Source organism: Calidifontibacillus erzurumensis, assembly GCF_013303125.1.
GTDB lineage: Bacteria > Bacillota > Bacilli > Bacillales > Bacillaceae_J > Calidifontibacillus > Calidifontibacillus erzurumensis.
This window is the reverse complement of sequence record NZ_JABTTE010000002.1, coordinates 199,539-223,283: the sequence shown is the minus strand read 5'-3', so window position 1 is coordinate 223,283 and position 23,745 is coordinate 199,539. Positions and strand designations below refer to the sequence as shown.

The 23,745-nt window shown below is 35.8% G+C and carries 23 protein-coding genes; 6 read left to right on the top strand and 17 right to left on the bottom strand.

The window, feature by feature from the left end:
* Positions 1–2 precede the first annotated feature (2 nt).
* The 4 genes from HR057_RS02915 to HR057_RS02900 all read right to left on the bottom strand — a co-directional run bounded on the left by HR057_RS02915 (position 3) and on the right by HR057_RS02900 (position 4,446).
* Positions 3–1,277 (bottom strand): dihydrolipoamide acetyltransferase family protein, encoded by a 1,275-nt coding sequence (locus HR057_RS02915; protein ID WP_173729903.1) that lies wholly within the window; start codon positions 1,275–1,277, stop codon positions 3–5.
* Positions 1,278–1,520: 243 nt separating this feature from the next.
* Positions 1,521–2,498: an alpha-ketoacid dehydrogenase subunit beta gene (locus HR057_RS02910; RefSeq protein WP_173729902.1), complete on the bottom strand. Its 978-nt coding sequence runs from the start codon at positions 2,496–2,498 to the stop codon at positions 1,521–1,523.
* A 3-nt stretch (positions 2,499–2,501) separates the two neighbouring features.
* Positions 2,502–3,590, bottom strand: a complete 1,089-nt coding sequence (gene pdhA / locus HR057_RS02905; protein WP_173729901.1) for a pyruvate dehydrogenase (acetyl-transferring) E1 component subunit alpha — start codon at positions 3,588–3,590, stop codon at positions 2,502–2,504.
* 178 nt (positions 3,591–3,768) lie between these two features.
* Positions 3,769–4,446, bottom strand: coding sequence for a YkyA family protein (locus tag HR057_RS02900; RefSeq protein WP_230474331.1), 678 nt, complete (start codon positions 4,444–4,446; stop codon positions 3,769–3,771).
* Positions 4,447–4,645: 199 nt separating this feature from the next.
* Here HR057_RS02900 and def point away from each other — a divergent pair, with 199 nt between their 5' ends.
* The 3 genes from def (at position 4,646) to rnjA (ending at position 7,401) form a co-directional block, all read left to right on the top strand.
* Positions 4,646–5,197, top strand: coding sequence for a peptide deformylase (gene def / locus HR057_RS02895; RefSeq protein ID WP_173729900.1), 552 nt, complete (start codon positions 4,646–4,648; stop codon positions 5,195–5,197).
* Between the two features lie 323 nt (positions 5,198–5,520).
* Positions 5,521–5,730 (top strand): DNA-dependent RNA polymerase subunit epsilon, encoded by a 210-nt coding sequence (locus HR057_RS02890; protein ID WP_173729899.1) that lies wholly within the window; start codon positions 5,521–5,523, stop codon positions 5,728–5,730.
* A 3-nt stretch (positions 5,731–5,733) separates the two neighbouring features.
* Positions 5,734–7,401 (top strand): ribonuclease J1, encoded by a 1,668-nt coding sequence (gene rnjA, locus HR057_RS02885; RefSeq protein ID WP_173729898.1) that lies wholly within the window; start codon positions 5,734–5,736, stop codon positions 7,399–7,401.
* A 29-nt stretch (positions 7,402–7,430) separates the two neighbouring features.
* Here the strand turns inward: rnjA and HR057_RS02880 are convergent, their stop codons facing one another.
* From HR057_RS02880 to HR057_RS02860, 5 genes are all read right to left on the bottom strand, one after another.
* Positions 7,431–8,096, bottom strand: a complete 666-nt coding sequence (locus HR057_RS02880; protein WP_173729897.1) for a potassium channel family protein — start codon at positions 8,094–8,096, stop codon at positions 7,431–7,433.
* 785 nt (positions 8,097–8,881) lie between these two features.
* Positions 8,882–9,127 carry a YkuS family protein gene (locus tag HR057_RS02875; protein ID WP_173729896.1) on the bottom strand — a complete coding sequence of 82 codons (246 nt, stop codon included), beginning with the start codon at positions 9,125–9,127 and terminating at the stop codon, positions 8,882–8,884.
* Positions 9,128–9,192: 65 nt separating this feature from the next.
* Entirely contained in the window at positions 9,193–10,635 is a 1,443-nt protein-coding gene (locus HR057_RS02870) for an MDR family MFS transporter (RefSeq protein WP_173729995.1), read from the bottom strand.
* Between the two features lie 86 nt (positions 10,636–10,721).
* Positions 10,722–11,156, bottom strand: coding sequence for a cyclic-di-AMP-binding protein CbpB (cbpB, locus tag HR057_RS02865; protein ID WP_173729895.1), 435 nt, complete (start codon positions 11,154–11,156; stop codon positions 10,722–10,724).
* Positions 11,157–11,320: 164 nt separating this feature from the next.
* A complete protein-coding gene (locus tag HR057_RS02860) occupies positions 11,321–11,566 on the bottom strand; it encodes a YkuJ family protein (RefSeq protein WP_173729894.1) in 246 nt (81 codons plus the stop codon).
* Between the two features lie 140 nt (positions 11,567–11,706).
* Between HR057_RS02860 and HR057_RS02855 the strand changes: the two genes are divergently transcribed.
* Entirely contained in the window at positions 11,707–12,672 is a 966-nt protein-coding gene (locus tag HR057_RS02855) for an MBL fold metallo-hydrolase (RefSeq protein WP_173729893.1), read from the top strand.
* Positions 12,673–12,681: 9 nt separating this feature from the next.
* Here the strand turns inward: HR057_RS02855 and HR057_RS02850 are convergent, their stop codons facing one another.
* From HR057_RS02850 to HR057_RS02835, 4 genes are all read right to left on the bottom strand, one after another.
* Entirely contained in the window at positions 12,682–13,167 is a 486-nt protein-coding gene (locus tag HR057_RS02850; protein WP_173729892.1) for a DUF3993 domain-containing protein, read from the bottom strand.
* Positions 13,168–13,526: 359 nt separating this feature from the next.
* The gene (locus HR057_RS02845) at positions 13,527–13,757 is read right to left on the bottom strand and encodes a hypothetical protein (protein ID WP_173729891.1); all 231 of its coding nucleotides are present in this window, start codon (positions 13,755–13,757) and stop codon (positions 13,527–13,529) included.
* Positions 13,758–13,824: 67 nt separating this feature from the next.
* Positions 13,825–15,036: an EAL domain-containing protein gene (locus HR057_RS02840; protein WP_173729890.1), complete on the bottom strand. Its 1,212-nt coding sequence runs from the start codon at positions 15,034–15,036 to the stop codon at positions 13,825–13,827.
* Positions 15,037–15,157: 121 nt separating this feature from the next.
* Entirely contained in the window at positions 15,158–16,336 is a 1,179-nt protein-coding gene (locus tag HR057_RS02835) for a pyridoxal-phosphate-dependent aminotransferase family protein (RefSeq protein WP_173729889.1), read from the bottom strand.
* 154 nt (positions 16,337–16,490) lie between these two features.
* On the opposite strand from HR057_RS02835, the gene HR057_RS02830 reads away from it, so the two are divergent.
* Complete coding sequence (locus tag HR057_RS02830; protein WP_173729888.1) at positions 16,491–17,363, top strand: metallophosphoesterase; 873 nt, start codon at positions 16,491–16,493, stop codon at positions 17,361–17,363.
* Between the two features lie 75 nt (positions 17,364–17,438).
* Here HR057_RS02830 and HR057_RS02825 read toward each other — a convergent pair whose 3' ends face one another.
* The 3 genes from HR057_RS02825 to HR057_RS02810 form a co-directional block, all read right to left on the bottom strand.
* Positions 17,439–19,550 carry an RNA degradosome polyphosphate kinase gene (locus HR057_RS02825; RefSeq protein ID WP_173729887.1) on the bottom strand — a complete coding sequence of 704 codons (2,112 nt, stop codon included), beginning with the start codon at positions 19,548–19,550 and terminating at the stop codon, positions 17,439–17,441.
* A gap of 78 nt (positions 19,551–19,628) precedes the next feature.
* Positions 19,629–21,158 carry an exopolyphosphatase gene (gene ppx, locus HR057_RS02820; RefSeq protein WP_173729886.1) on the bottom strand — a complete coding sequence of 510 codons (1,530 nt, stop codon included), beginning with the start codon at positions 21,156–21,158 and terminating at the stop codon, positions 19,629–19,631.
* 125 nt (positions 21,159–21,283) lie between these two features.
* Positions 21,284–21,754, bottom strand: coding sequence for a PCYCGC motif-containing (lipo)protein (locus tag HR057_RS02810; RefSeq protein ID WP_374723797.1), 471 nt, complete (start codon positions 21,752–21,754; stop codon positions 21,284–21,286).
* A 307-nt stretch (positions 21,755–22,061) separates the two neighbouring features.
* Here HR057_RS02810 and HR057_RS02805 point away from each other — a divergent pair, with 307 nt between their 5' ends.
* A complete protein-coding gene (locus tag HR057_RS02805) occupies positions 22,062–22,520 on the top strand; it encodes a YkyB family protein (RefSeq protein ID WP_173729884.1) in 459 nt (152 codons plus the stop codon).
* 259 nt (positions 22,521–22,779) lie between these two features.
* Here HR057_RS02805 and HR057_RS02800 read toward each other — a convergent pair whose 3' ends face one another.
* The gene (locus tag HR057_RS02800; RefSeq protein WP_173729883.1) at positions 22,780–23,688 is read right to left on the bottom strand and encodes a chemotaxis protein; all 909 of its coding nucleotides are present in this window, start codon (positions 23,686–23,688) and stop codon (positions 22,780–22,782) included.
* Between the last annotated feature and the right edge of the window lie 57 nt (positions 23,689–23,745).

The window sequence follows — 23,745 nt, the reverse complement described above, 5'->3', positions numbered from 1 at the left end:
CATTAAGCCTCCATTAATAATAATTGCGGATCATGCAACAATCGTTTAATATGGTTTAATGCATATTGGGCAGTTGCTCCATCGATCATGCGGTGATCAAAAGTTAATGACAATGCTAAAACAGGACTAGCGACAATTTCACCATCTTTTACAACAGGTTTCTCAGCGATTCTGCCAATTCCTAATATAGCAACCTCAGGATAATTAATAATCGGGGTAAACCATTGACCTCCTGCAGAGCCTATATTCGTAATCGTACAAGTACTTCCTTTCATTTCCTCAGATGCAAGCTTTCCTTCACGGGCTTTTATTGCAAGTTCTTGAATTTCCTCTGAAATTTTCAAAATCGATTTACGATCAGCGTCTTTGACTACTGGAACAAGGAGCCCTTTTTCCGTATCAGTAGCGATGCCAATATGATAATAATGTTTATAAACAATTTCTTCTGCCTTATCATCGAGCGATGAATTTAATACCGGGTATTCTTTTAAAGCGGAAACGAGAGCTTTAACTACATAAGGCAAGTATGTCAGCTTTATACCTTTTTCTTCAGCAAGCGCTTTAAACTTTTTCCGATGATTCACTAAATCGGTGACTTCTACTTCATCCATTAATGTTACATGCGGCGCCGTATACTTTGAATTCACCATTGCTTTAGCAATCGCTTTTCTAATTCCGCTCAATTTTTCCCGAGTCTCTAAATCAGTCGTAGCCCGAACCCCTTCAACAACAATTGGATCGCCTTCCTCTTTCACATCCTTTACATTAGTTTCATCCACTGTACCCCCAGCTAAATAGCGGTCAATATCTTCTTTAAGAATCCGTCCGTTTTTCCCAGTACCTGTCACTTTAAATAAATGAACCCCTTTTTCCCGTGCGTATTTTCGAACAGATGGCATAGCAATGACGAGTTTTTTTTCTGCCTTTTCATCAATGGAAGTTTGACTTTCCTCGGTTACAGCCTTTTCTTCAATTTTCGGCTGACCAGATTCCTCTTTTTCAGGGACAGGGCTTGGTGCAACTTCCCCGCCTGCATTTCCTTCGGCATCAATGGTAATAATTGTGTCCCCAACAACGGCAACAGCGCCTTCTTGTACTTTTAATTCGAGTACTGTTCCATCAACAGGGGAAGGAATTTCAACGACCGCTTTATCATTTTGCACTTCACAAAGAATATCATCCTCTTTAACCTTATCACCCGGTTTTACAAACCATTTGACAATTTCTCCTTCATGTATACCTTCACCGATATCCGGTAGTTTAAATTCAAATGCCAAAATTTTTCCCTCCTAAGTTAAACACTTAACTCTACGGAAACACTAGAATTTTAAAGGCTTGATGCTTTAACTGCAAAAATTTGTGAATGAAATTTCCTGCTGGCAAATGTGATTCACCTCAATAATCAATGGAAGGCATTTTTACAATGCCTATTCACAAAAGGTGATGATTCATTTTAGAAACTATTCACAATCGAAAAAACAACTTAAGGATCTCGATTTCTCAATAGATAAAATCCTCATCTAAAAATTAAGAACGGTTTTTGCTTTCTCAATGATATCTTTGTAATTTGGCAGCCAAACATCTTCTGCTTGAGAAAATGGATAGACTGTGTCAGGTGCACAAACTCGCAACACTGGTGCCTCTAAATGTAAAATTGCCCGTTCCGTTATTTCTGCGACCACGTTGGCAGCTATTCCAGCTTGTTTCTGGGCTTCTTGTACAACAATCGCCCGATTCGTTTTCTTGACAGATTCAATAATCGTATCTATATCAAGAGGGCTAACGGTCCTTAAATCTATGATCTCCGCGCTAACACCTTCTTTTTCCAATATTTCAGCCGCTTTTAAAGAAGAATGCACCATCGCTCCGTATGAGATAATCGTTAAATCTTTTCCTTCCCGCTTTACATCAGCTTTCCCGATCGGAATTGTATATTCCTCCTCAGGAACTTCTTGGCGGAACGAACGATACAGTTTCATATGTTCTAAAAAAATAACAGGATCGTTATCACGAATCGCTGAAATTAAAAGACCTTTAGCATCGTAAGGAGTAGATGGAATAACGACTTTTAACCCTGGCTGCTGGGCGACCAGCCCTTCTAAACTATCCGCATGAAGTTCAGGTGTTTTTACTCCTCCCCCAAAAGGGGAACGTACAGTAATCGGGGCATGGAAAGTTCCGCCGGAACGGTACCTCATTCGTGCCATTTGTCCATTGATGGCATCCATCACTTCATAGACAAAACCAAAAAATTGTATTTCCGGAACCGGTCGAAATCCCTCTAAAGCTAAACCAATGGCAAGACCTCCGATGGCAGATTCTGCCAAAGGCGTATCGAATACCCGTTCCTCACCGAATTCTTGTTGCAATCCTTCGGTTACCCGGAATACGCCGCCGTTAACTCCTACATCTTCGCCAAAAATTAAAACATTCGGATCATTTCGCAATTCATTTCTTAAAGCATCAGTAATTGCTTGTACCATCGTCATTTGCGCCATCTTTTATTCCGATTCCTCCTTTTTTGCATATTCATCCCTTTGCTCTATTAAGTTAAAAGGCAACTTTTCAAACATAATATTTATTAAATCGGTCACTTTCTGTTTAGAAGTTTCATCTGCTTTTTTTATGGCAGCTTTAATGTCTTCTTTTGCCTCTTCGATTACTTTTTCTTCTTCTTCTTTTGACCATAAATTTTTTGTCTCTAGATATTTTCGAAAACGAACGAGGGGATCTCTCTTTTCCCATTCTTTGTCCAAGTCTTCTGTCCGGTAACGGGTAGGATCGTCTCCAGCCATCGTGTGCGGTCCATAACGGTACGTTAATGTTTCAATTAATGTTGGTCCTTCACCATTTATCGCCCTCTCGCGTGCTTCCTTGACAGCTTTATAGACGGCCAATACATCCATTCCATCGACTTGAATTCCTGGAATACCTGCTGCAATTGCTTTTTGAGCAATCGTTTTTGATGAAGTTTGCTTTTCTATAGGTGTTGAAATGGCAAAGCGATTATTTTGAACTATGAAAATCACTGGTGCTTTAAAAGTGCCTGCAAAATTTATTCCTTCATAAAAATCTCCTTGGGAAGAACCGCCATCACCTGTGTATGTAACTGCTACTGCTTTTTTTCCACGCTTTTTCAACCCTAAGGCAACCCCTGTTGCTTGAGTAATTTGTGCTCCGATAATAATTTGTGGCGGCAAAGCATTGATTCCTTCCATTTGATTTCCGACAAAATGACCTCTAGAAAATAAAAATGCTTTATATAGCGGTAAACCATGCCAAATCAATTGTGGAACATCTCGGTAACCTGGTAAAATCCAATCTTCCTTTTGAAGTGCAAATTGGCTTCCTAACTGTGAAGCTTCCTGACCAGCAGTCGGCGCATAAAATCCAAGTCTTCCCTGACGGTTTAAAGAAATTGATCTTTGGTCTAATATACGCGTATAAACCATTCGTTTCATTAATTCTTTTAATTGATCGTCCGTTAAATCGGGCATTTCCCTTTCATTTACAATTTCCCCATTTTCATTCAATATTTGATACGTGGGAAACATATCTTCTATTTTTTTCACAACCGTTTGATCAATCATTTTTCCACCTCTTTTATCCTAATCACTGTTTAAAATGATAAAGAAGAAACTATTTTACTTTCACGATTTATCTTACCCATTCATACTATTTGCCTATTCCCAAATGGATAAATGTTTATACAAAGGAAAAAAATAAAAGCTAGGTCAAAAGTGTCACCACTTTTAGAACCTAGCTTCCTTACTTGTTTTCATCTGAAGAAGCGTCATTTTCAAATACGACATTTAATCCAGACGCTATATAAAAATCCTTTTTCTTTTTATTATAGTTTTCTGTCAACTCATTAAACGTTTTGCTTTCTTGTACAACGAGATCATACATCTCATTAATTTTTTTAATTTGTTCTTCTAATTCTTCCAATGTCAATTCCTCTTCTTGAAACATTTCGTATAAATTCCGATCTAAATCAATTGCTTTTTTATAATACGTATAAAGTTTTTCATAAGAATCATACCGTTCATTCATGACGGCAACTAATTGTTTTGCTGTTTCTTTTGCTTTTTCGTCTTTTAATTTTTCAATTTCTTTTTCAACTAAACGAAACTGTTCTTTTGATTGGTCAATGCTTTTCTTTTCTTGTTCCACTCTCGTTTCCCGATCATCGACAATTTTTATTGCTTCTTGTGATAATGCTTTTATTTCATCAAATTCATCCATTCCAAGCTTAATAATTTTTTCATAAATCATTTGTTCTTTTTTCTCAAGTTCAATTAGCGGTTCTTGTTGCTCTTCAAAAGCTCCTTCCAAGGACACTGCATTTTCTAAATGTGTAAAAATTTTCTCCTCAACAGATTTCCCACATCCACCTAAAACTGTAACAGTCATAATAACGATGAATATTTTGATTAAATTTTTCAATGAATGCGCCTCCTCTAAATAACAAAAATCGAAAGCAAAAGTACATTATTATCAAAGCATGTATTGATAAGCTGAAAAAATGGTACTATTCAATACTATCGTATGCGCTTGTCCAAATAAATAGTCTTTTTTCTAAATCTAAAAAATATGCTAAACTAAAATTAAATTGTAATAAGGCAATATAGAGGAGATGAATGCGTTGATAACAATGAAAGACATTGTCCGTGAAGGACATCCTGCTCTACGAGCGAAAGCTGAGGAAGTAGTATTGCCTGCTTCCGATGAAGATAAACAAACATTGAAAGCGATGATCGAGTTTGTGATTAATAGTCAAGATCCGGAAATCGCTGCAAAATATGGTTTAAGACCAGGCATAGGTCTTGCAGCCCCACAACTTGGCATTTCAAAACGAATGATCGCTGTTCATGTTGTCGATGAAGATGATAAATTATACAGTTATGCATTGTTCAATCCTAAAATTGTAAGCCACTCCACAAAAAAATGCTATTTGGCTGGCGGAGAAGGTTGCCTTTCTGTCGATCGGGATGTTCCTGGCTATGTACCTCGTTATTTTAAAATAACAGTAAAAGCTACTGATCTTGAAGGCAAGGAAGTAAACCTTCGTTTAAAAGGTTTACCTGCTATTGTATTTCAACACGAAATCGATCATTTAAATGGCATTATGTTTTATGATCATATTAATAAACAAGATCCGTTTAAAGCACCTGAAGATGCCATTGTGATTGAATAAAAAGAGGCTGCCCACACGCAGCCTCTTTTCCACATAATTTCCATCATCCGCCATGAAATAAATCAAAAACAATACACATACTAATAGCAACCATAAATGTTATTTAGTATAAAATACGGAAAGATGGAGATGACTGATGATGTTTAAAAGACTAAAAGAAAAAATTCGAGAACAAATGAGAGGTTTATTAAGAAGAAAAACTTTAGCATAGTGGAATTTTTTCACATTCGTCTCCCAAATTTAATCGAAAAACATGAAAAAGATTTCAATATCCGCTATAATGTACAAAGATACTATTAGGAAGGCAAGGAGAGATTGAAAGAATGATTTATAAAGTTTTTTACCAAGACCTTAATAATGAAGTACCGATCCGTGAACGAACAAGAGTAATTTATCTTGAAGCGGAATCGGAAAGAGATGTACGGAAAAAATTAGCGGATCGAAATCTTAATATTGAGTACATTCAAAAGCTAGAGGGAGCACATCTAGAATATGAAAAACGTTCAGAAAACTTTGTATTGGAGAATGTATAGTGTATGAAATTTTTAAAGGAAGATCAAGTTGCAGTATTTGCTTTAGGTGGAATGGGTGAAATCGGAAAAAATACGTATGGGATTCAATACAGAGACGAAATTATAGTTATTGATGCTGGAATTAAGTTTCCTGAGGACGAACTATTAGGAATTGATTATGTAATTCCAGACTATACGTATTTAGTTAAAAATGTAGAAAAAATAAAAGGGGTCTTCATTACTCACGGCCATGAAGACCATATCGGTGGAATCCCTTATTTGTTAAGACAAATAAATGTGCCAATTTATGGCGGCAAGCTTGCCATAGGACTTATCAAAAATAAACTGGAAGAACACGGCCTTTTAAGGCAAGCAAAATTAATCGATATTAAAGAAGACGATGTAATTAAATTTAAGCATTTATCTGTTGAATTTTATCGAACAACCCACAGCATTCCTGATGCTTATGGGATCGTTGTAAAAACTCCACAAGGAAACATTGTTCATACAGGTGATTTTAAATTTGACTTTACACCTGTTGGAGAACCAGCTAACTTAACAAAAATGGCGGAAATCGGAAAAGAAGGTGTCTTATGCCTTATGTCCGATAGTACGAATAGCGAAATTCCTGATTTTACAATGTCAGAAAGACGCGTTGGCGAAAGCATCCATGATATTTTCCGAAAAGTGGACGGCCGAATCATCTTTGCAACATTCGCTTCTAATATTCATCGCTTACAACAAGTAGTTGAAGCAGCTGTGAAAAATAATCGCAAAGTTGTCGTATTCGGAAGAAGTATGGAAGCAGCCATTGAAATCGGATTGGAATTAGGCTATATTAAAGCACCTAAAGATACATTTATTGATGCATCACAAATTAACCGCCTACCAAGCAATCAAGTGACCATTCTTTGTACAGGCAGCCAGGGAGAACCGATGGCGGCTCTATCCCGAATTGCCAATGGAACCCATCGGCAAATTCAAATTAACCATGGGGATACGGTTGTATTTTCGTCTTCCCCAATTCCTGGAAACACGATTAGCGTCAGCCGTGTCATTAATGCCCTCTACCGTGCCGGAGCTGAAGTCATTTATGGTCCATTAAGTGATATCCATACATCAGGGCACGGAGGTCAACAAGAGCAAAAATTAATGCTTCGGTTAATGAAACCGAAATTTTTCATGCCAATTCATGGTGAATATCGAATGCTAAAAATGCATACAAAACTTGCAATCGACTGTGGTGTCAAACCAGAAAATAATTTCATCATGGATAATGGCGATGTCCTTGTTTTAACAAAGGATGAAGCATACATTGGAGGTAAAATTCCTTCCGGCTCTGTTTATGTGGATGGCAACGGCATCGGCGATATTGGCAATATCGTCCTCAGAGACCGCCGCATATTGTCTGAAGAAGGATTGGTCATTGTTGTCGTCAGCATAGACATGAAAGAATTTAAGATTAAAGCTGGTCCTGATCTAATCTCAAGAGGCTTTGTTTATATGAGAGAATCAAGCGATTTAATCAATGATGCACAAAATTTAATCGCTGAACATCTTGAAAAAATTATGGAACGGAAAACAACACAATGGTCGGAAATTAAAAATGAAATTACGGATGTTTTAGGACCGTTCCTCTATGAAAAAACAAAGCGAAAACCAATGATTTTGCCAATTATCATGGAAGTGTAAAATGAGAAAAACCGCCTTTTTAGGCGGTTTTATTCATGATCTACAATATTCTTTTCAAAGCGGTTAATATCTTTATCTGCTCCAATCACAATTAAAATATCTCCTTCTCTAATCACTTCTCTTGCCATTGGAGAAACGATAATATGGGTTTGCCTTTTTATAGCGACTACAGTACAGCCGTACTTAGCGCGAACATCCAATTCAAGCAATGATTTCCCATCCATTTTTTTACTTGCAATCAATTCAACAATGCTATGTTCATCAGATAACTCCAAATAATCAAGGACATTCGTAGAAATCATATTGTTGGCAATTCTACGCCCCATATCTCGTTCCGGATGGACGATGTGGTCGGCACCGATTTTGGCAAGCACTTTTTCATGATAATCGTTCTGCGCTTTTACAGTAATTTTTTGGACGCCTAGCTCTTTTAAAATGAGCGTTGTTAATATGCTTGCCTGAATATTATCGCCAATTGCGACGATTACATGATCGAAATTACGAATACCTAAATCTTTTAGGACTTTTTCATCAGTTGTATCGGCAACGACTGCTTTAGAAACAATGTTGGAAAATTCATTGACTCTTTCTTCATCAATATCAATCGCTAATACTTCCATCCCTTCTTGGGCGAGTGTTCTACAAATGCTTCCTCCAAATCGCCCAAGACCTATAACCGCAAATTCCTTCTTCATACAATATTCCGCCGCCAAAACCTCATTAAACTTGTCCGATTTTTTCAACCACTAATTTTCGGACCGACGAATATTTATATTCATCAAATCAAACAAGGTTAATGGATTTTCACTCAATGTTTCCATCAACATAAGTGTTCGTTTAATATTTGAATCACTATGTGTTTTATGTTGTTACGGGGTTTTGACGGATCGGTCTCCCTCCTTAATAAACAATATTCAATTGTAATACATCGATTATTTCATTCCATTAATAAAACGAATCGTTGAATTAAAAAATTTAACAATAATGAGAAGTTGTCCAAATTTTTCATTGACCAAACTAACATGAATTTCATCAATTATCAAGTAGATGTTATCGTTCCTGTAGGTTCATTTCAATCTTTTTTCATGAACTTTAGGTTATTTATAAATTTAAAAAAATAGTTCAGAGCCAAGTACAATAACGGGGTTGACGGTTTAAGAGGGGTTTCCTATGGCAACTTTAAATCTATCGCAGATCGAACCAGTACATATAATAAATATTTTACCACACATTGAGATACAAAAGTTTTAGTTGAAGAATCTTAACTGAAATAAACAATAGGAGGAGCAAATTAATGTTTAGGCGTATGATTAAACGAAATTACATGATTTAATTACAATTCCCTAACAATTGCTGGCAGTATTGCTTTGAGCTTCGTCGTTTAAATAGGAACTTCCGTGATCAATAATAAAAGGAACCCCTATGGTTCCTTTTCCTTCAATGATTCCACTGATTAAATTTCTTTAACAAAGTAGTCGATTTATTGATTCACCCGTTGATCGATTTCTTGGCAAATTTCTTCGGCGCTTCTTCCGCTTGCCTCAATGACAGGACCTTTGATGACAGTGTTGGCAATCCCCATCACATTTGAATCTAATCCAGTGACTACACAAGCATCACAACCTTGTGCGTCACTTTCTTGTTTTAACGGAACAACTTCATACCCTTTCTGTTGTAATGCTTGTTGTACAGCAGTTAATGATTGTTCTACACCAATTTTCGCCATCTATCATCCACCTCCTTACTCCTTCATTTTTTCCTAAAAAAATGAAGTTATGCAAAATTTAGAGGTTATGATCTCTCCATTTGTTCCTCCGTTTCTGGCATAAAGAAAACGAGGAAGAGAGTTAAAATTGCGATGATGACGACTCCCCAATAAACAAAATTCAATGCAATTGAAAGGCCATCTTGTAAAAGAATTTTCATTGATTCGATTAAGGATGCTCTTTGTTGTTCATCTAAAAGTAAGTTAAAAGTTTCAATGGTTATTTCGCCTTGCAATCCTTTCTCTTCAATAAAAGATTGCAAGCGGCCATTAAGTAGGCCACCTAATAAAGCTGCACCGACGGCACTACCAAGCGTCCTCATAAACATATTGGAAGCTGTTGCCACTCCTCTTACATTCCAATCAACCGTACTTTGAACCGATACGATGAAAGAAGTTGTTGTCAGGCCCATTCCTGCCCCTACTAATAAAGATCCTAACGCTGGCCAAACAGGACCTTTATCAGGTGACATTAAAATAAAGATGATGGAACCAATAATAATGGCACAGGCTCCAGCCACGGTCAATTTTCTATAGCCGACATTTACGACCATTTTCCCAGCAATTGTCGAAGCAATCGGCCAGCCGATTGACATCGTTGTTAAAGTAAAGCCGGCAACCATTGGCGACTGCTCCAATACCCCTTGAACAAAAGCAGGAAGAAAGGTTGAAACCCCCATTAAAATCATTCCTGTCGTAAATGAAGCTGTATTTGACACAGTAATCGCACGATAGCGCCATATGTTAAAAGGCATCATCGGTTCAGGAGTTCTTTTCTCTTCACGCACCCATAAAACAAATCCAATTAGGAATATGGCAAGTAAAGTTAAAATTTGCCATGAATTCCAAGCCCAATGGACGCCACCTTCAACTAATACAAGCATAAAAGCAGATATAGAGAGCACTAATAAAATAGATCCTTTATAGTCAATCACATGTTTTTTCCGCTGCACATCTTCATGAAGGAAAAATACAACTCCTGCAATCGCTAGTAATCCCAAAGGCAAATTCATCCAAAATACGTAGACCCAACTTACATATTTCACTAAAATTCCACCTAATACTGGACCAACTATTGCAGAAATTCCCCAAACACTTGATAAATACCCTTGGATTGAAGCTCGTTCTTCTTTCGTGTAAATATCACCAACGATTGTTGTAGCAATGGGCATAACTGCACCCGCCCCAATACCTTGGATGAAACGATAAACAATAAGCTGCTTCATCGTGCTGGCAAAACCACATAAAAGAGAGCCTATTAAAAAAATAATAACACCGGTAACAAATACCGGTTTCCTTCCAAATAAATCAGCTGTTTTTCCATAAATGAGAATTGTAGCAACTTGCATTAATAAATAGGATGAAAACACCCAGCTATATAAAGAAAAACCTCCTAACTCAGAGACAATGCTTGGCATAGCTGTTGAAACAATTGTTGCTTCTACAGCTGACATGAACATGGCAACCATAACAGCTGCCAATACAAATGGTTTTTTTGTTTCTTTCTTCGTCAAGATCGTACACTTCCTTTAAATATATGTCTTGTTCCATTTCATTACTTATGTAAGTTTTTCGTAAATAATTTAATAATTGCTCTTCTCGTTAAAATTCCTTTAAACAAGCCTTCGTTATCCTCGATACATACAAATGGATGGTTGATCGTTAGTCCCAATGCCCTCATAAAATCAGCATCCAATTTTAGCTTCGGAACATTCGGATTCATTACTTCTGCAACTTTTAGCTTCGTAAGTTTTTCCATTTCAAAAGATTCGATGCCTAGCACTGTATCCATAATCATTGTAGTACTTATAATACCTCTTAGCCTATATGAAAGGTCTAAAACCGGTACTGCAGAATAGCCGGATTTAATTAATACTAACAATGCATGTTCTAGCGGATTATCAATTTGCACGTGGGCAACTTTGTCGGAGCTTACCATCAGATCTTCGATTTTCGTATTCAAAATAACATCTCTTGGAAAACTATACATTGCCCCATCCCCTTTTTCCAAACTAAAATACCTCTATTTTACTGATTATGTAATCGTTTACGCTCAATAGTTATTGTAACATTATTAAATGCTTTTTTTCATCAAAAGTGCTTTCGCTAGGAAGGAAAAAGACCATCTCATCGTTGAGATAGTCCCTTTGATTATTAATCTTCTGCTGTCATAATTTCAAACACATCAATAGCGACCATATCAATATTATCGAATTGATATGTCTTTGGTTTTTCTCCTGGCTGGTAAACTTCAAGTTCAAACATCTTTGTATTGTCAAAATATTTTACACTACATTTTTTCTCACCATTTTTTTCAAAAAACCGCTGCTTTGGTTCATTATTTTGGTGATCCTCTTGCAAGGTCATTAATCGTTTTAGTATTCCATGAAGTAGCGACATCCCACTTCTCCTTTCAAAAACCGTTTTTTCGTCACTTGAAGAGTTATCCATCCTGTACTTTTTTATTTTGACAAAAAACGTCTCTCTTTACAATCGAAACTGTATTCACTTACAATAATTTTTAAAGGAGGAGACTAATTTTGAAAAATAAACCGGTAAATTTAGGTCATCAAATTTCTTTTTTTGATGTTTTTGATTTGGGATTTGAAAATCGAACTGGAACCTTTGTCATTCATGACGAAAAACTTACGATCGTTGAAACGAGTGCCAGCCCTTCAATCCCATATCTTTTAGACGGTTTAAAACAACTAGAAATTGACCCTGCAGATATTCAATACATAATCGTTACTCATATCCATTTAGACCATGCAGGAGGAGCAGGCTTGTTGCTAAAGCATTGTCCCAACGCAAAAGTCGTTGTACATCCAAGAGGGTACCGCCATTTAGTGGATCCGTCCCGATTAATCGCTGGTGCAAAAGCAGTCTATAAGGAAGATTTTGAGAAATTTTACGATCCGATCTATCCAATTCCAGAGGAACGCTTGATGATTAAGGAAAACGGAGAAGTTCTTGAACTTGCCAATCGGACATTGACTTTTTACGATACGCCAGGACATGCGAAACACCATTTCTCCATTCATGATAGTTTATCAAATGGTATATTCACCGGAGACACGATTGGCGTTTACTATCAAGACATACAAGAATTTGATTTCTTTTTGCCTTCAACATCACCGAATCAGTTTGATCCTGATGAGATGCTTAGGTCGCTAGAACTTATTGAAAACTTAAATGTTTCACGCATTTATTTTGGCCATTTTGGCATGTGTCAAAATCCTAAAGAAGTTTATGCGGAAATCAGAAAGTGGCTGCCAACCTTTATGGAAACTGGTGAAAGTGTCTTTTTGCAAAATAAAGACAAAACGATTGATGAACTAACACCATTAATTTCGGAGAAACTATATGATCGCATTCATTCATACTTAAGCGAGCTTAATATTCCGAATAATCATAAAGTTTATAGAATTTTAAAAATGGATATTGATATTTGCTCTATGGGTTTAGCTGATTATTTTATTAGAAAAAATAAGGAACAAAAACGATAACCGGGGCTGCTACGATAACCCCGGTTTTTGTTCGCTTATTTGGTAATCACTAATTCTCCAACCATCAGGAGTTTTTGAAATCGTAATGATTTCATAATGAGGCTTGTCCCAAATGACTGGTCCTTCCAACTGAGGCAAGAAATATTCGTACACGATGATTTGATTTTTTTCAAAGATGGTTTTTGTATTGTCATCATAAGAAAAATAAGGAATAAAATAATGACTTTCATCCGTTCCGCACAAAATTATACCATCAGGTTCTTTGCAAAGTTGTTCATTAGTAAAAATTTTCTGATAATCGTATGTAAAATATGGTGATAGGATCGTGGTGACTTCAGCATTCGAATAAAATTTATCACCCAAAGAAAGTTGGGCTTCAAAAGCTTCTTGCAAAAAAATAAATGTATCTTCCCGTGACATTGAGTTTTCAGCTTGAATAAAATGAACTTGTCCAATTAAAAGCAACCCGAAAAGCACCCAAATTTTCTTTTTCATGAACCCACCCTTTCATGATCACACCTTTTTAAATGGGAGGTGAAAAACCTCCCATTATTCAGTTCTGAAGTTTATCTCCTTCGTTCCTTTGTGAATATTAATTTCAATCGGAACAACATGCTCCTCTTCATTACAAACCGGGCAACTCATAAGACTCTGCATAATGTTGCAGCATTTTTTGCAAGTATATTTCAACAATCAACATCCTCTCCTGTTTTGTATTGTTATATAAAATTTTATCAATGTATGGTATGTTGTACGACAGTTTTCGTTCGTAAAATAACTTCATGATTAGACAGTGATTTATGCGATTTTTGTACAAAAAAAGACAAGGCTAAAATAAGCCTTGTTTTCCAAATCTACAAAAAATGATAAAACATATAGGCAAAAACGATCCCTAAACCGATAATATATGCCCAAAAAACAGGATTTCTTGCATATGGGTGTGCTTTAACAACACCGCTTATTTCTGAATCAATTTCACTCCCATTTTGTCCATTTTGAGTTTGTCCGACACGAATGGTCTGAATAAAACCAATGATTAAAACAATTGTAAAAAGTATTACCAATCCTAAAGATAATGGAGACAAAAAACCACCCCAATTATTCGGAATTTTTATTAATACATTTTCCGAAAGGGGCACTTCTTATGCATAGCTAAAGAAGATTTTCATGTTCAAATAAAAAATTATAAGAAAGGTCGACAAATAAATATAATTGGTCAGATAAAGGATATGAAAAAGTACGTGTGATTTCACCTGTTTCAATATCACTATATAAATCCGACAAGATTCCACGTTTATCATAGTTCATTCTTACAATTGTTTCTAAAAAATACGGACGCCAGCTCCAATTTTTATCTTTATATTCTTTTTGTAAAATCCATTCATTGTTTGATTGCTTATATAAATTTGCTGACTGTTGATATCCTTCTCCATCACAAATGTAAATTCTAAAACTTTCTTTATCAAAAGTTTGAGCAACATGATATAACAGTTGGTCAAAATCTTTTGTTTTTAATTTCGTACCAATTTGGTTTAAACGGTTTGTAAATTCTTGACAAATTTCATATTGGGCTGATAGCTTTTGTTTTTCATGGGAAATAAATCGATGAAATTGTTCTTTCAACAAGTCTTTCCGAAATTTTTCATCAATTAAATGGGCGGCTGGTTTTGCTAAATAAAAACCTTGATAATAACGTCCATTGTTACGCCATGCATATTGAAGTTGGAAATGCATTTCAATATCTTCATAAAGAAGGGCGGCTCCTATTTTTCTTGCAAGGAGAGAAAGAGAATATAAAATGTCTAAATAAGATTGAGCAGTAGTCGTCTGCCGCAATAAAGAAAGGTCCACTTTTATTATTTCGGGATTTAAAGCCCGTAAACGATCGAGATTGCTCCCTTCTTTTCCAACATTATCAATTGCAAGCTTAATACCATATGTTCGAAGATAGGTGAGTACATGCCCTAATTGATCAATATTCCCTCTAAAATTATGTTCAGTTATTTCTAGGACAATTCTTTTTAAATCAAGTCCTTGTTCTTGAAATGATAATAATAATTGTAAGAGAGATTCACCGCGATCGACCATTAATAAATTTGGATTGCGGTTAAGAAAAATTAATAAGTTTCCTTTATCGATTAATTGTATTAAAGCTTTTTTCGTTATGTAGTCATCAATTTCAATCCGATACTCCTCTGGAACAGATTCGTCCTCAAAAAAAGATCCAATGCTTTGGAAGTCCTGATCCACTTCCATTCTTCCAAGAACTTCATAACCGATGATCTTATGGTCATCTGCACTAAAAATCGGTTGGAAGAAAGGAAGTAATTGATTTTTATTTGTTAATATTTCCAATGGATCCACAAATCCCACCTCAAACTTTCTCAACTCATTGCTATTGTTATCTTAACATAATTATACATTTCTACTAGGAATTATAAAAATAAAAAGAACTTGGGCCCATCTCCCAAGCTCTTTTATACATTTATTCATGATCGCGAATATAACGGTTTGCCGCTTCAAGAGCAGCACCTGAAATAAAATGATAACCTTGTTCCCGAAGGACATCTTCAAGCGCAGCCAAGGCAAAGACTACATTTTCATGACGGGCATTATAACCCATTAATCCAATGCGCCAAATTTTACCTTTTAACACTCCAAGGCCACCGCCAATTTCTAAACCGTATTTCTCTAGCAATCGTTTTCGAACTTCCAAATCAGAAACATTTGCTGGGATTTGCACCGCTGTTAATTGGTGAAGCCTATGTTTTTCAGAAACTAATAATTCAAGTCCCATGGCCTCTAAACCCGCTTGCAGGGCTCCGCCATAAAGAGCATGACGTTTAAATACTTGTTCTAATCCCTCATTTACGATCAGACGCAATGCTTCACGTAATGAATACACCATTGAAATCGGTGCCGTGTGATGATAAAACCGTTCCTCATTCCAATAGTTTTGAATCATAGAAAGATCTAAATACCAACTTTGTACTTTATTCTTTCGTTTTGCCAAAACATCGACAGCACGCGGACTTAATGTCACTGGAGCAAGACCTGGAGGTGCGCTCAAACATTTTTGCGTACCGCTATATGCTGCATCGATCTTGTATTCATCTATTTTTGTTGGAATCCCTCCCAACGATGTAACCATATCACAAACGAACAACGCATCATATTTATGAACAATTTCACTTAACTCTTCCAATGGCTGGCGGACACCTGTAGATGTTTCGGAATGGACGACGGCTACCAATTTTACATTATTATGTTTTTTTAGTGCATCTTCAATTTTTTCAGGCTCTATGATATCTCCCCATGACGCTTCCACTTGGATGACCTCTGCCCCACATCTAGAAGCGACATCAACCATTCTTTGGCCGAATAAACCGTTAACGCCAATGATTACTCGATCTCCTGGTTCAACTAAATTTACAAATAATGTTTCCATCCCTGCGCTTCCAGTCCCTGACATGGCCAATGTGACTTTATTTTCGGTTTGATATACATGTCGTAATAAGTCCATTGTTTCATTCATAATTTCTAAAAAAGCAGGGTCAAGATGACCAACGAGCGGGTTTGCCATCGCTTGAAGCACTTTTGGATGGACATCGCTCGGTCCAGGTCCCATTAAAATTCTCCGAGGCGGGTTTAACTCTTTGTACATGATACTAACCTCCTTATATCACTATATAATTTCCATATATTTTTTAAAAATCCTGCTCTCAAATTAAAATTGTCTATTCAGAAAGTCATGATATAATGAAAATTATGTACTTTTCTATGATTTATCGTATCACTTAAAAGATAGGTTGTGCGTTATGAAAATTGAAAGTGAAAAAATATCAAGACGATCGTTTCTAAAACAGCTTTTCAAATTTAGTTTTGGCACCGTTTTACTTTCTTCATTAGGGTTAACCTATGCCCGCTATATCGAACCGAAACAGCTTAGAATTTCAAGAATCCAATTACAATCTGAAAAAATACCGAAAAGTTTTGATAAAATAAAAATGATCTTATTCAGTGATACACATCTTGGATTTAACTATTCTGTTGAGCAATTTTCCAATCTCATTGCTTCTATAAACGAAGCGATGCCTGATATTGTTCTCTTTACTGGAGATTTAATCGATGCCCCTAACAAGTATAAGGAAATCGGTCCAGTTACACAGCTATTGAAAGAATTACGCGCACCTCTTGGAAAATTTTCCATCTACGGAAACCATGATCATGGCGGGTATGGAACTGAGATTTACAAAATGATCATGGAGGAGGCAAATTTTGAATTATTAAAAAATGAACATAAAAAAATTTATAATAAAATGAGTGATTTCATTTATATTAGCGGCCTTGACGACGGAATGTTAGGAAAACCGAATCCAGAAAAAACATTCGAAAATATAGACACAAATGTTTTTACTATTTTGCTTGCCCATCAGCCGGATTTAGTTGAAATGGTTAAAGATTATCCGATTGATGTTCAACTCTCAGGTCATAGCCATGGCGGTCAAATTCAATTGCCTTTTATAGGCCCTATTTTTACTCCATCTGGATCTACAAACTATGTAGAAGGGTTTTATGAGGTTGGTGCAACACAGCTTTATGTGAATCGGGGGATTGGAACAACAAGGGTACCATTCCGCTTTCTCTGTCCTCCGGAACTGACAATTTTTACACTAAGATCTCTTCAATAAATAGGGATTGCAATCCAATTAAAGGGTTATACGATCAGCCATTTGGCTGATCGTATATTGATTTATAAGAATCGATTACTCCTCATCATCTTTCACATGGTATGCCATCTCAAATAAAACCATTTGACTTTCAATTTTCTCTTCATTAGGTCCCCGTTTTACATAATGATAATTTCCAAAACAGTCCATTTCACGTGCCTTCACATTATCTTTATTAATAATTGTCAATATCGTTTTTATTCTGTCTTTAATACGCTTATCAAGAATCGGGAATAAAATTTCCACCCGTCTTTCCATATTTCTTGTCATCATATCTGCAGAAGATAGAAAAATTTTCTCATCACCGTTATGGTAAAAATAATAAATACGACTATGTTCCAAAAATCGGCCGATAATGCTTTTTACTCGAATATTTTCACTAACCCCAGTAATTCCTGCTTTTAAACAGCAAATGCCGCGAACAAACAAATCGATTTTCACTCCAGCTCTTGATGCTTCATAAAGTTTCATAATTAATGCCTTATCTGTCAAAGCATTCATTTTTAAAATCATTTTCCCGTTTTTGTATTTTTTATGAAAATCGATTTCTGCATCAATCAGTTGAATAAAATCTTTCCGAATATTATAAGGAGAAACCGATAGGTGATGGTAGACAGGTCTTTCGGTATAACCACTTAGATAGTTAAAAAAATTTGTTGCATCAATGGCAAATTCCCGATTCGCAGTTAAAAATCCTAAATCTGTATATATTTTTGCCGTCACATCATTATAATTACCGGTACTTAAATGAACAAACCGCTCAATCTGCTGGTTTCGTTTTCTGACAACGAGAGTGATTTTGCTATGGGTTTTTAAATGTGTCATACCAAAAATGACATGACAGCCTGCCTTTTCAAGCTCTTTTGCCCATTGGACATTTTTTTCTTCATCAAAACGCGCTTTTAATTCAACGAGAACTGTAACTTGTTTGCCGTTTTCAGCCGCTCTTTTTAATGATTCAATAATTGGTGAATCACCGCTAACTCGGTAAAGGGTTTGTTTAATAGCTAAAACATCAGGATCTCTAGCAGCGTGTGAAATAAAATCTACAACGGCTTCAAACGATTCATAAGGGTGGTGCAAAAGAATATCTTTTTTTGCAATAGCTTGAAAAATATCATCTTCGCCGATTAAATCGAGTGGCGGTTGGGGAATCAAAGTTTCAAATACTAAAGTGTCTTTAATCGCTGCCATTTCTTTATAAAAGCTGAATAAAAACGTTAAATCTAAAGGCCCTTTCAGGGTATAAATATCTTTTTCATGGATTTCAAGTACTTCGGCCAAATAATCCAACAATTTTTCATCGATCGAATCAGCGCAAACCTCTAGCCTTACAGCTGCTCCCCATTTTCGTTTTTTCAGTTCTTTCTCAATTTCCATTAACAAGTCACGTGCCCCTTCTTCATGAATCGTCATGTCGGCGTTTCTAGTTATGCGGAACTTTGAAATAAATTTTACAACGTAACCTCTAAATAAGCGGTCAACATAATGGCTAATGACATCTTCCAACATGACATATACAAGGGATTGATCGTCCGTCGGCAATTTAATAAAGCGATCCAATACCGCGGGAACTTGAACGATTGCAAATTTTTCCCTATTTTTTTCATCGGCAAGCGGATCATCTAATAAAATGGCTAAATTAATTGTTTTATTAGCTAGAAGTGGGAATGGCCGATATGCATCAATAGCCATCGGAGTTAAGACTGGAAAAATTTGTTCTTCAAACATATTTTCTAAATATTTTTCTTGTTTATTATTGAGTTCTTCCATAGTCCGAAAGAAAATATTTTCTTTTTCTAATAAAGGTAATAATTTCTTTCGATATGTTTCATACTGCAACCCGACAATTTGGTGGCATTTTTTTGAAATGGCTGAAAGCTGTTCTTTCGGTGTTAAACCTGCTTTATTTTCAGGCTTGTTGAATCCTGCTTTTACTTGGTCTTTCAAACCAGCCACACGCACCATAAAAAACTCATCGAGATTCGAACTGAAAATAGCCAAAAATTTCAAACGTTCCCCTAAAGGGTTCGATTCATCTAAAGCTTCTTGCAAAACTCTTTCATTGAAGGCGAGCCAGCTAAGCTCACGGTTGTTATATAGCGAGGGGTGCCCTAAATCGATTTCTTTATTGTCAACTGGGTTCATTATGTTGAAACCTCCTTTTTGCACGTCCTCTTCTTACATTTTACTAAAATATGGAAAAATTTTCATAATACGTATACCTTATTTCATAGCAATGAACTGAAGAATTATTTTTCGTTTTAGCGCTTTTTCCAAATGTCTTTTTTGTTTTTCAGCTTCATACAATTCTGCTTGCCAATTATGTGTACAAATGATGTTCATCGTTAAATTATTTTCTTCCTCAATTATTTGAATGGAATTTACAACATTCCGTTTTGTCGCATTTAACGCATATGAAAATCTTAACACCGCTCCCAATAATCGAAGTTCGTGTAATTCTTTTTTCGAAAACCAATCTTCAAAAGGTTCAATATATTGTTTCAACAACGCTTTAGACTTAAACGACGCAATTGCTGCCAGACGCAGCCGATCTATATGCATGATGCCATCAATGGTTCGATTGGCGAGCAAATAAAAGGTATGTTGGCTGCTTGCTTCATCATCAATATAACGTCCTAAATGAAATAAATAGGCACCTCGCCTTGTTTCGTTAAAATGAGCATCGGTTAATGAAACAACTCCGATCTTTTCTAATGAATGAAGGATGTTTACGGCTAATCGTGAAACTTGAAAGGCATTATCGATATTGATTTTATATTCATACTCCAACTCGAATAGACTTTCCTCAATCACATTCGGAAACATTGTCATTTCATATGGTTTTAATAATTGTTCAAAAAATACCCCATCACGAAGCCCTTTCCGGCATAAAATGAATGAGGTTGCATTAATAAATTGATAAAAAATTTGAAAAACTTCAACAGCTGGAATAATAATATCGGCACGATCTGTCGATAATCCTTCTACTTTTTTCAGTTCATCAATCGTTAATTTCGTTAAGTGATTTTTCACAATCCTAAGATCGTCGCTGTTCATTTTATATTGATGCAATCCTCCCAAAGGATAATTCTTCAATCTTTGGTCAACTTGGGCAATATTTCGTGCACTTCCTCCGATACCTATAAACGGAACTTTTTTATCTTTTAACCATTCAAGTTGACTGATTTGATCTAATAAAAACGTTGATAATTGCTTTAACTCCTCTTGTGTCGGAACATCTCCTTTCACAAATTGCTGTCTTAAGGAAAGAACACCAAACGGAAAGCTATGGTATTCTATAAGCTTTCGATCTTTAAAATAAGTAAGTTCTGTGCTTCCGCCTCCAATATCGATCGTGATCCCTTCAGTAATTGAAGTTGAATTAACGACAGCTAAAAAGCCATAATAAGCTTCTTCATATTCACTGAGTACTTTCACTTGCAAATTTGTATTCGCACGAATTCTTTCCAAAATTTCTTGTTGATTTTTGGCTTGGCGTATAGCTGCGGTAGCAACTGCTTTAACAGTTTCAACCTGGTGGTAATTTGTAATTTCCTCATAATTTTTTAATGTATCAATTAATAAATTCATTCCTTCCTCATTCAAGCAATGATTCTCATCTAAAAAATTTCGGAGCCGGGCAACTGTTTTAATGTTTTCAATTTCCTTAAAACTACCAATTTTTTCATGACGATAAATCACAAGCCGCATTGTATTTGAACCAATATCAATAATTGCAAATTTCTGTTCCATCCTAATCATTCCTATCGCCCATTATTTAGTATTCATCATTTGCAATCTGATTTTTGTTTCCTTCATTATAAAAAAGCAGTAAATCTTTACGCGATTCACTGCTTTAAATACCTTATTATATTATTTTACTCCGGCATTGGTGTTGGTGTTGACTCAACTCCATTATTACCATATTTTTTATCAATTAATGTACGAATCGTTTTAAGATCTGTACCTTTTTCGAATTCTGCTTTAGCCTCCCGGGCTATATCAACACAAACTTGTCAGCCAAGGCCCATGTTGTCTAAAATCGCAACATTACCATTGATGGAATCTATAAAACAAGCTGTATTATTTGTATGGCCATCTGATTCATAACAGCCACAATAACACGGCATATAATCTAACACTTCTGGATGTTCCGCAGCAAAAGCATAAGCTTCCAGTTCTTCTTTTGAACCAAACTGTGTCATTACCGGTGAAAATTCTTTTGTGTCAAGATTATATTCCATTTTTATTTCTTCTGAATGTTGTGCTGACTCTTTTTCAGAAGAATTGCATGCAGTTAATGAAAACAAAAGGACTATCATTGCAATAAAAGCGATCGATTTATGCATTAAATAATTAATTCCCTCCTTAAACTATAGGATTACACTACGTTATAGTAACATTTTTTCTCTATCAATGCCTATATTTTATTTATTAAAAATCAATTGTTCATAAAATTGTAATAATAATCATTCTCGAATTAAGGGTGATAACCTAGTTGTTAAGTTCACTTTCAAAACCCATCCCGACCACCAACAACGACCTGTAGAGACAACCTACTAAAAATTCACCTCAAAGAGGCTTTTAACTATAATTACTTGTTTGGATTTCACCGCAGGTGTATAATAATACCATAATAATGAAAGGAGCTTACATATGGACCATCCTGAGTATTCAATAGAAGAACTCTCCCATGCGCTCTTCACCGTGAATCGACATGCAAAAACTGCCCCTAATCCAAAATTTCTCTATCTCTTAAAGAAAAAAACGTTAGAAAAATTACTTGAAGATGGAAAAGCAAAAAAAATCGGACTTCACTTTTCAAAAAATCCAAAAAATAGTCTACAACGTTCTGATTTACTCGTATCTGTAGGTGAATATTATTTCCATATTCCACCTCAAAAAAGTGATTTTGCTGAACTGCCGCATCTCGGCGAGCTAAATGAAACGTATCGAAACCCCAAAACAAATTTACCACTTTCAAAGGCTAAGCTTATCTTGCAAAACTACACTGGTATAAAAAGTCTTCCAGATGAAAAAAAACAACAGCCTCCGTATCCAAAAAAGAAATATACGAAGCCTGTTTTTAAAAAGCTCGGACAATCTTATTTTTAAAAAAATATTGTACATTTTTTTCGAAATTTTTCATCAATAACTATTTCTTTTCATCTCCCCTTTAAATTTGGGGAGAATTCCCGTTCAAGAATGTTGTTTTTCCAAATGTTCCGATTTTGTCCATGGATATGTTAATTTTAGTTCTTTTTTATTTAAACATTTTGATGAAAGAGGTTTCACTTGAAAACTCCCGCCTCTTCACTGGGTTGGCCCCTGTGAGGTTGCGGGAGTTTTTTTAAGCGGATAAATTTGACCGTTTTTATAAAATATGCTCGTCAATACGTTTCACTAATTCAACAATTTCCGGTTTGCTTACTTGTTCCGTTGCACCGACAACTTCCCCTTTATGGCGTAAATCATCTGTGATTAAAGAAGAGAAAATAATGACTGGTAATTCTTTTAAGTCCTCGTGCTCTCTAATTTTTTTCGTCAAATGGTGGCCATCCATTTTTGGCATTTCAATATCAGTGATGACCATTTGCACTTCATCGGTAACCTTTTTACCAGATGCTACAATTTCTTCTAGATAATTCAAAGCCTCGTGGCCATTTTCAAAAAATGCAAGTTGATTGTACCCGGCTTCTTCCAATGTTTGCTCAAGCAGCCGCCGGAGTAATGCAGAGTCTTCAGCAACGACGATTTTTTTATTAGAACGCTCCCGTGGTCCCAATGTCTTTAGCCGATCCGTATTAATACCAGATTCGGGATTAATATCTACGAGAATTTTTTCATAATCCAATAGAAGAACCATTTCATCTTCCATTTTTATAACACCGATGATTTGTTTTTCCATTCCAGTAAACATTTCATTCGGCTTCTCGATTTGGCTCCAAGATATACGATGAATTTGTGTAACTTTATGTACATGGAAGACTATTTTCGTTTTATTAAATTCACAAACAATAAATTTATCATATTTCGGATTTTCTGAAGGTGGAAAACCTAGAACTGTAGACATGTTCACAACTGGCAATACTTCCCCACGGAGTGTAATAATTCCCTCCACTGAAGGATGAGTATGAGGAACGGTTGTTACGGGAACAGGGTTAATAATTTCCTTTACTTTTATAACATTGATGCCAAACTTATTTTTCCCTACACAAAATTCAACAATCTCCAGTTCATTTGTGCCGCTTTCAAGTAAAATGCCTTTATGATTTTGACTCATCCTCATTCGCCCTTCCATAAAAAATATTACTTTCATTATATTTTATTTTACTCTATT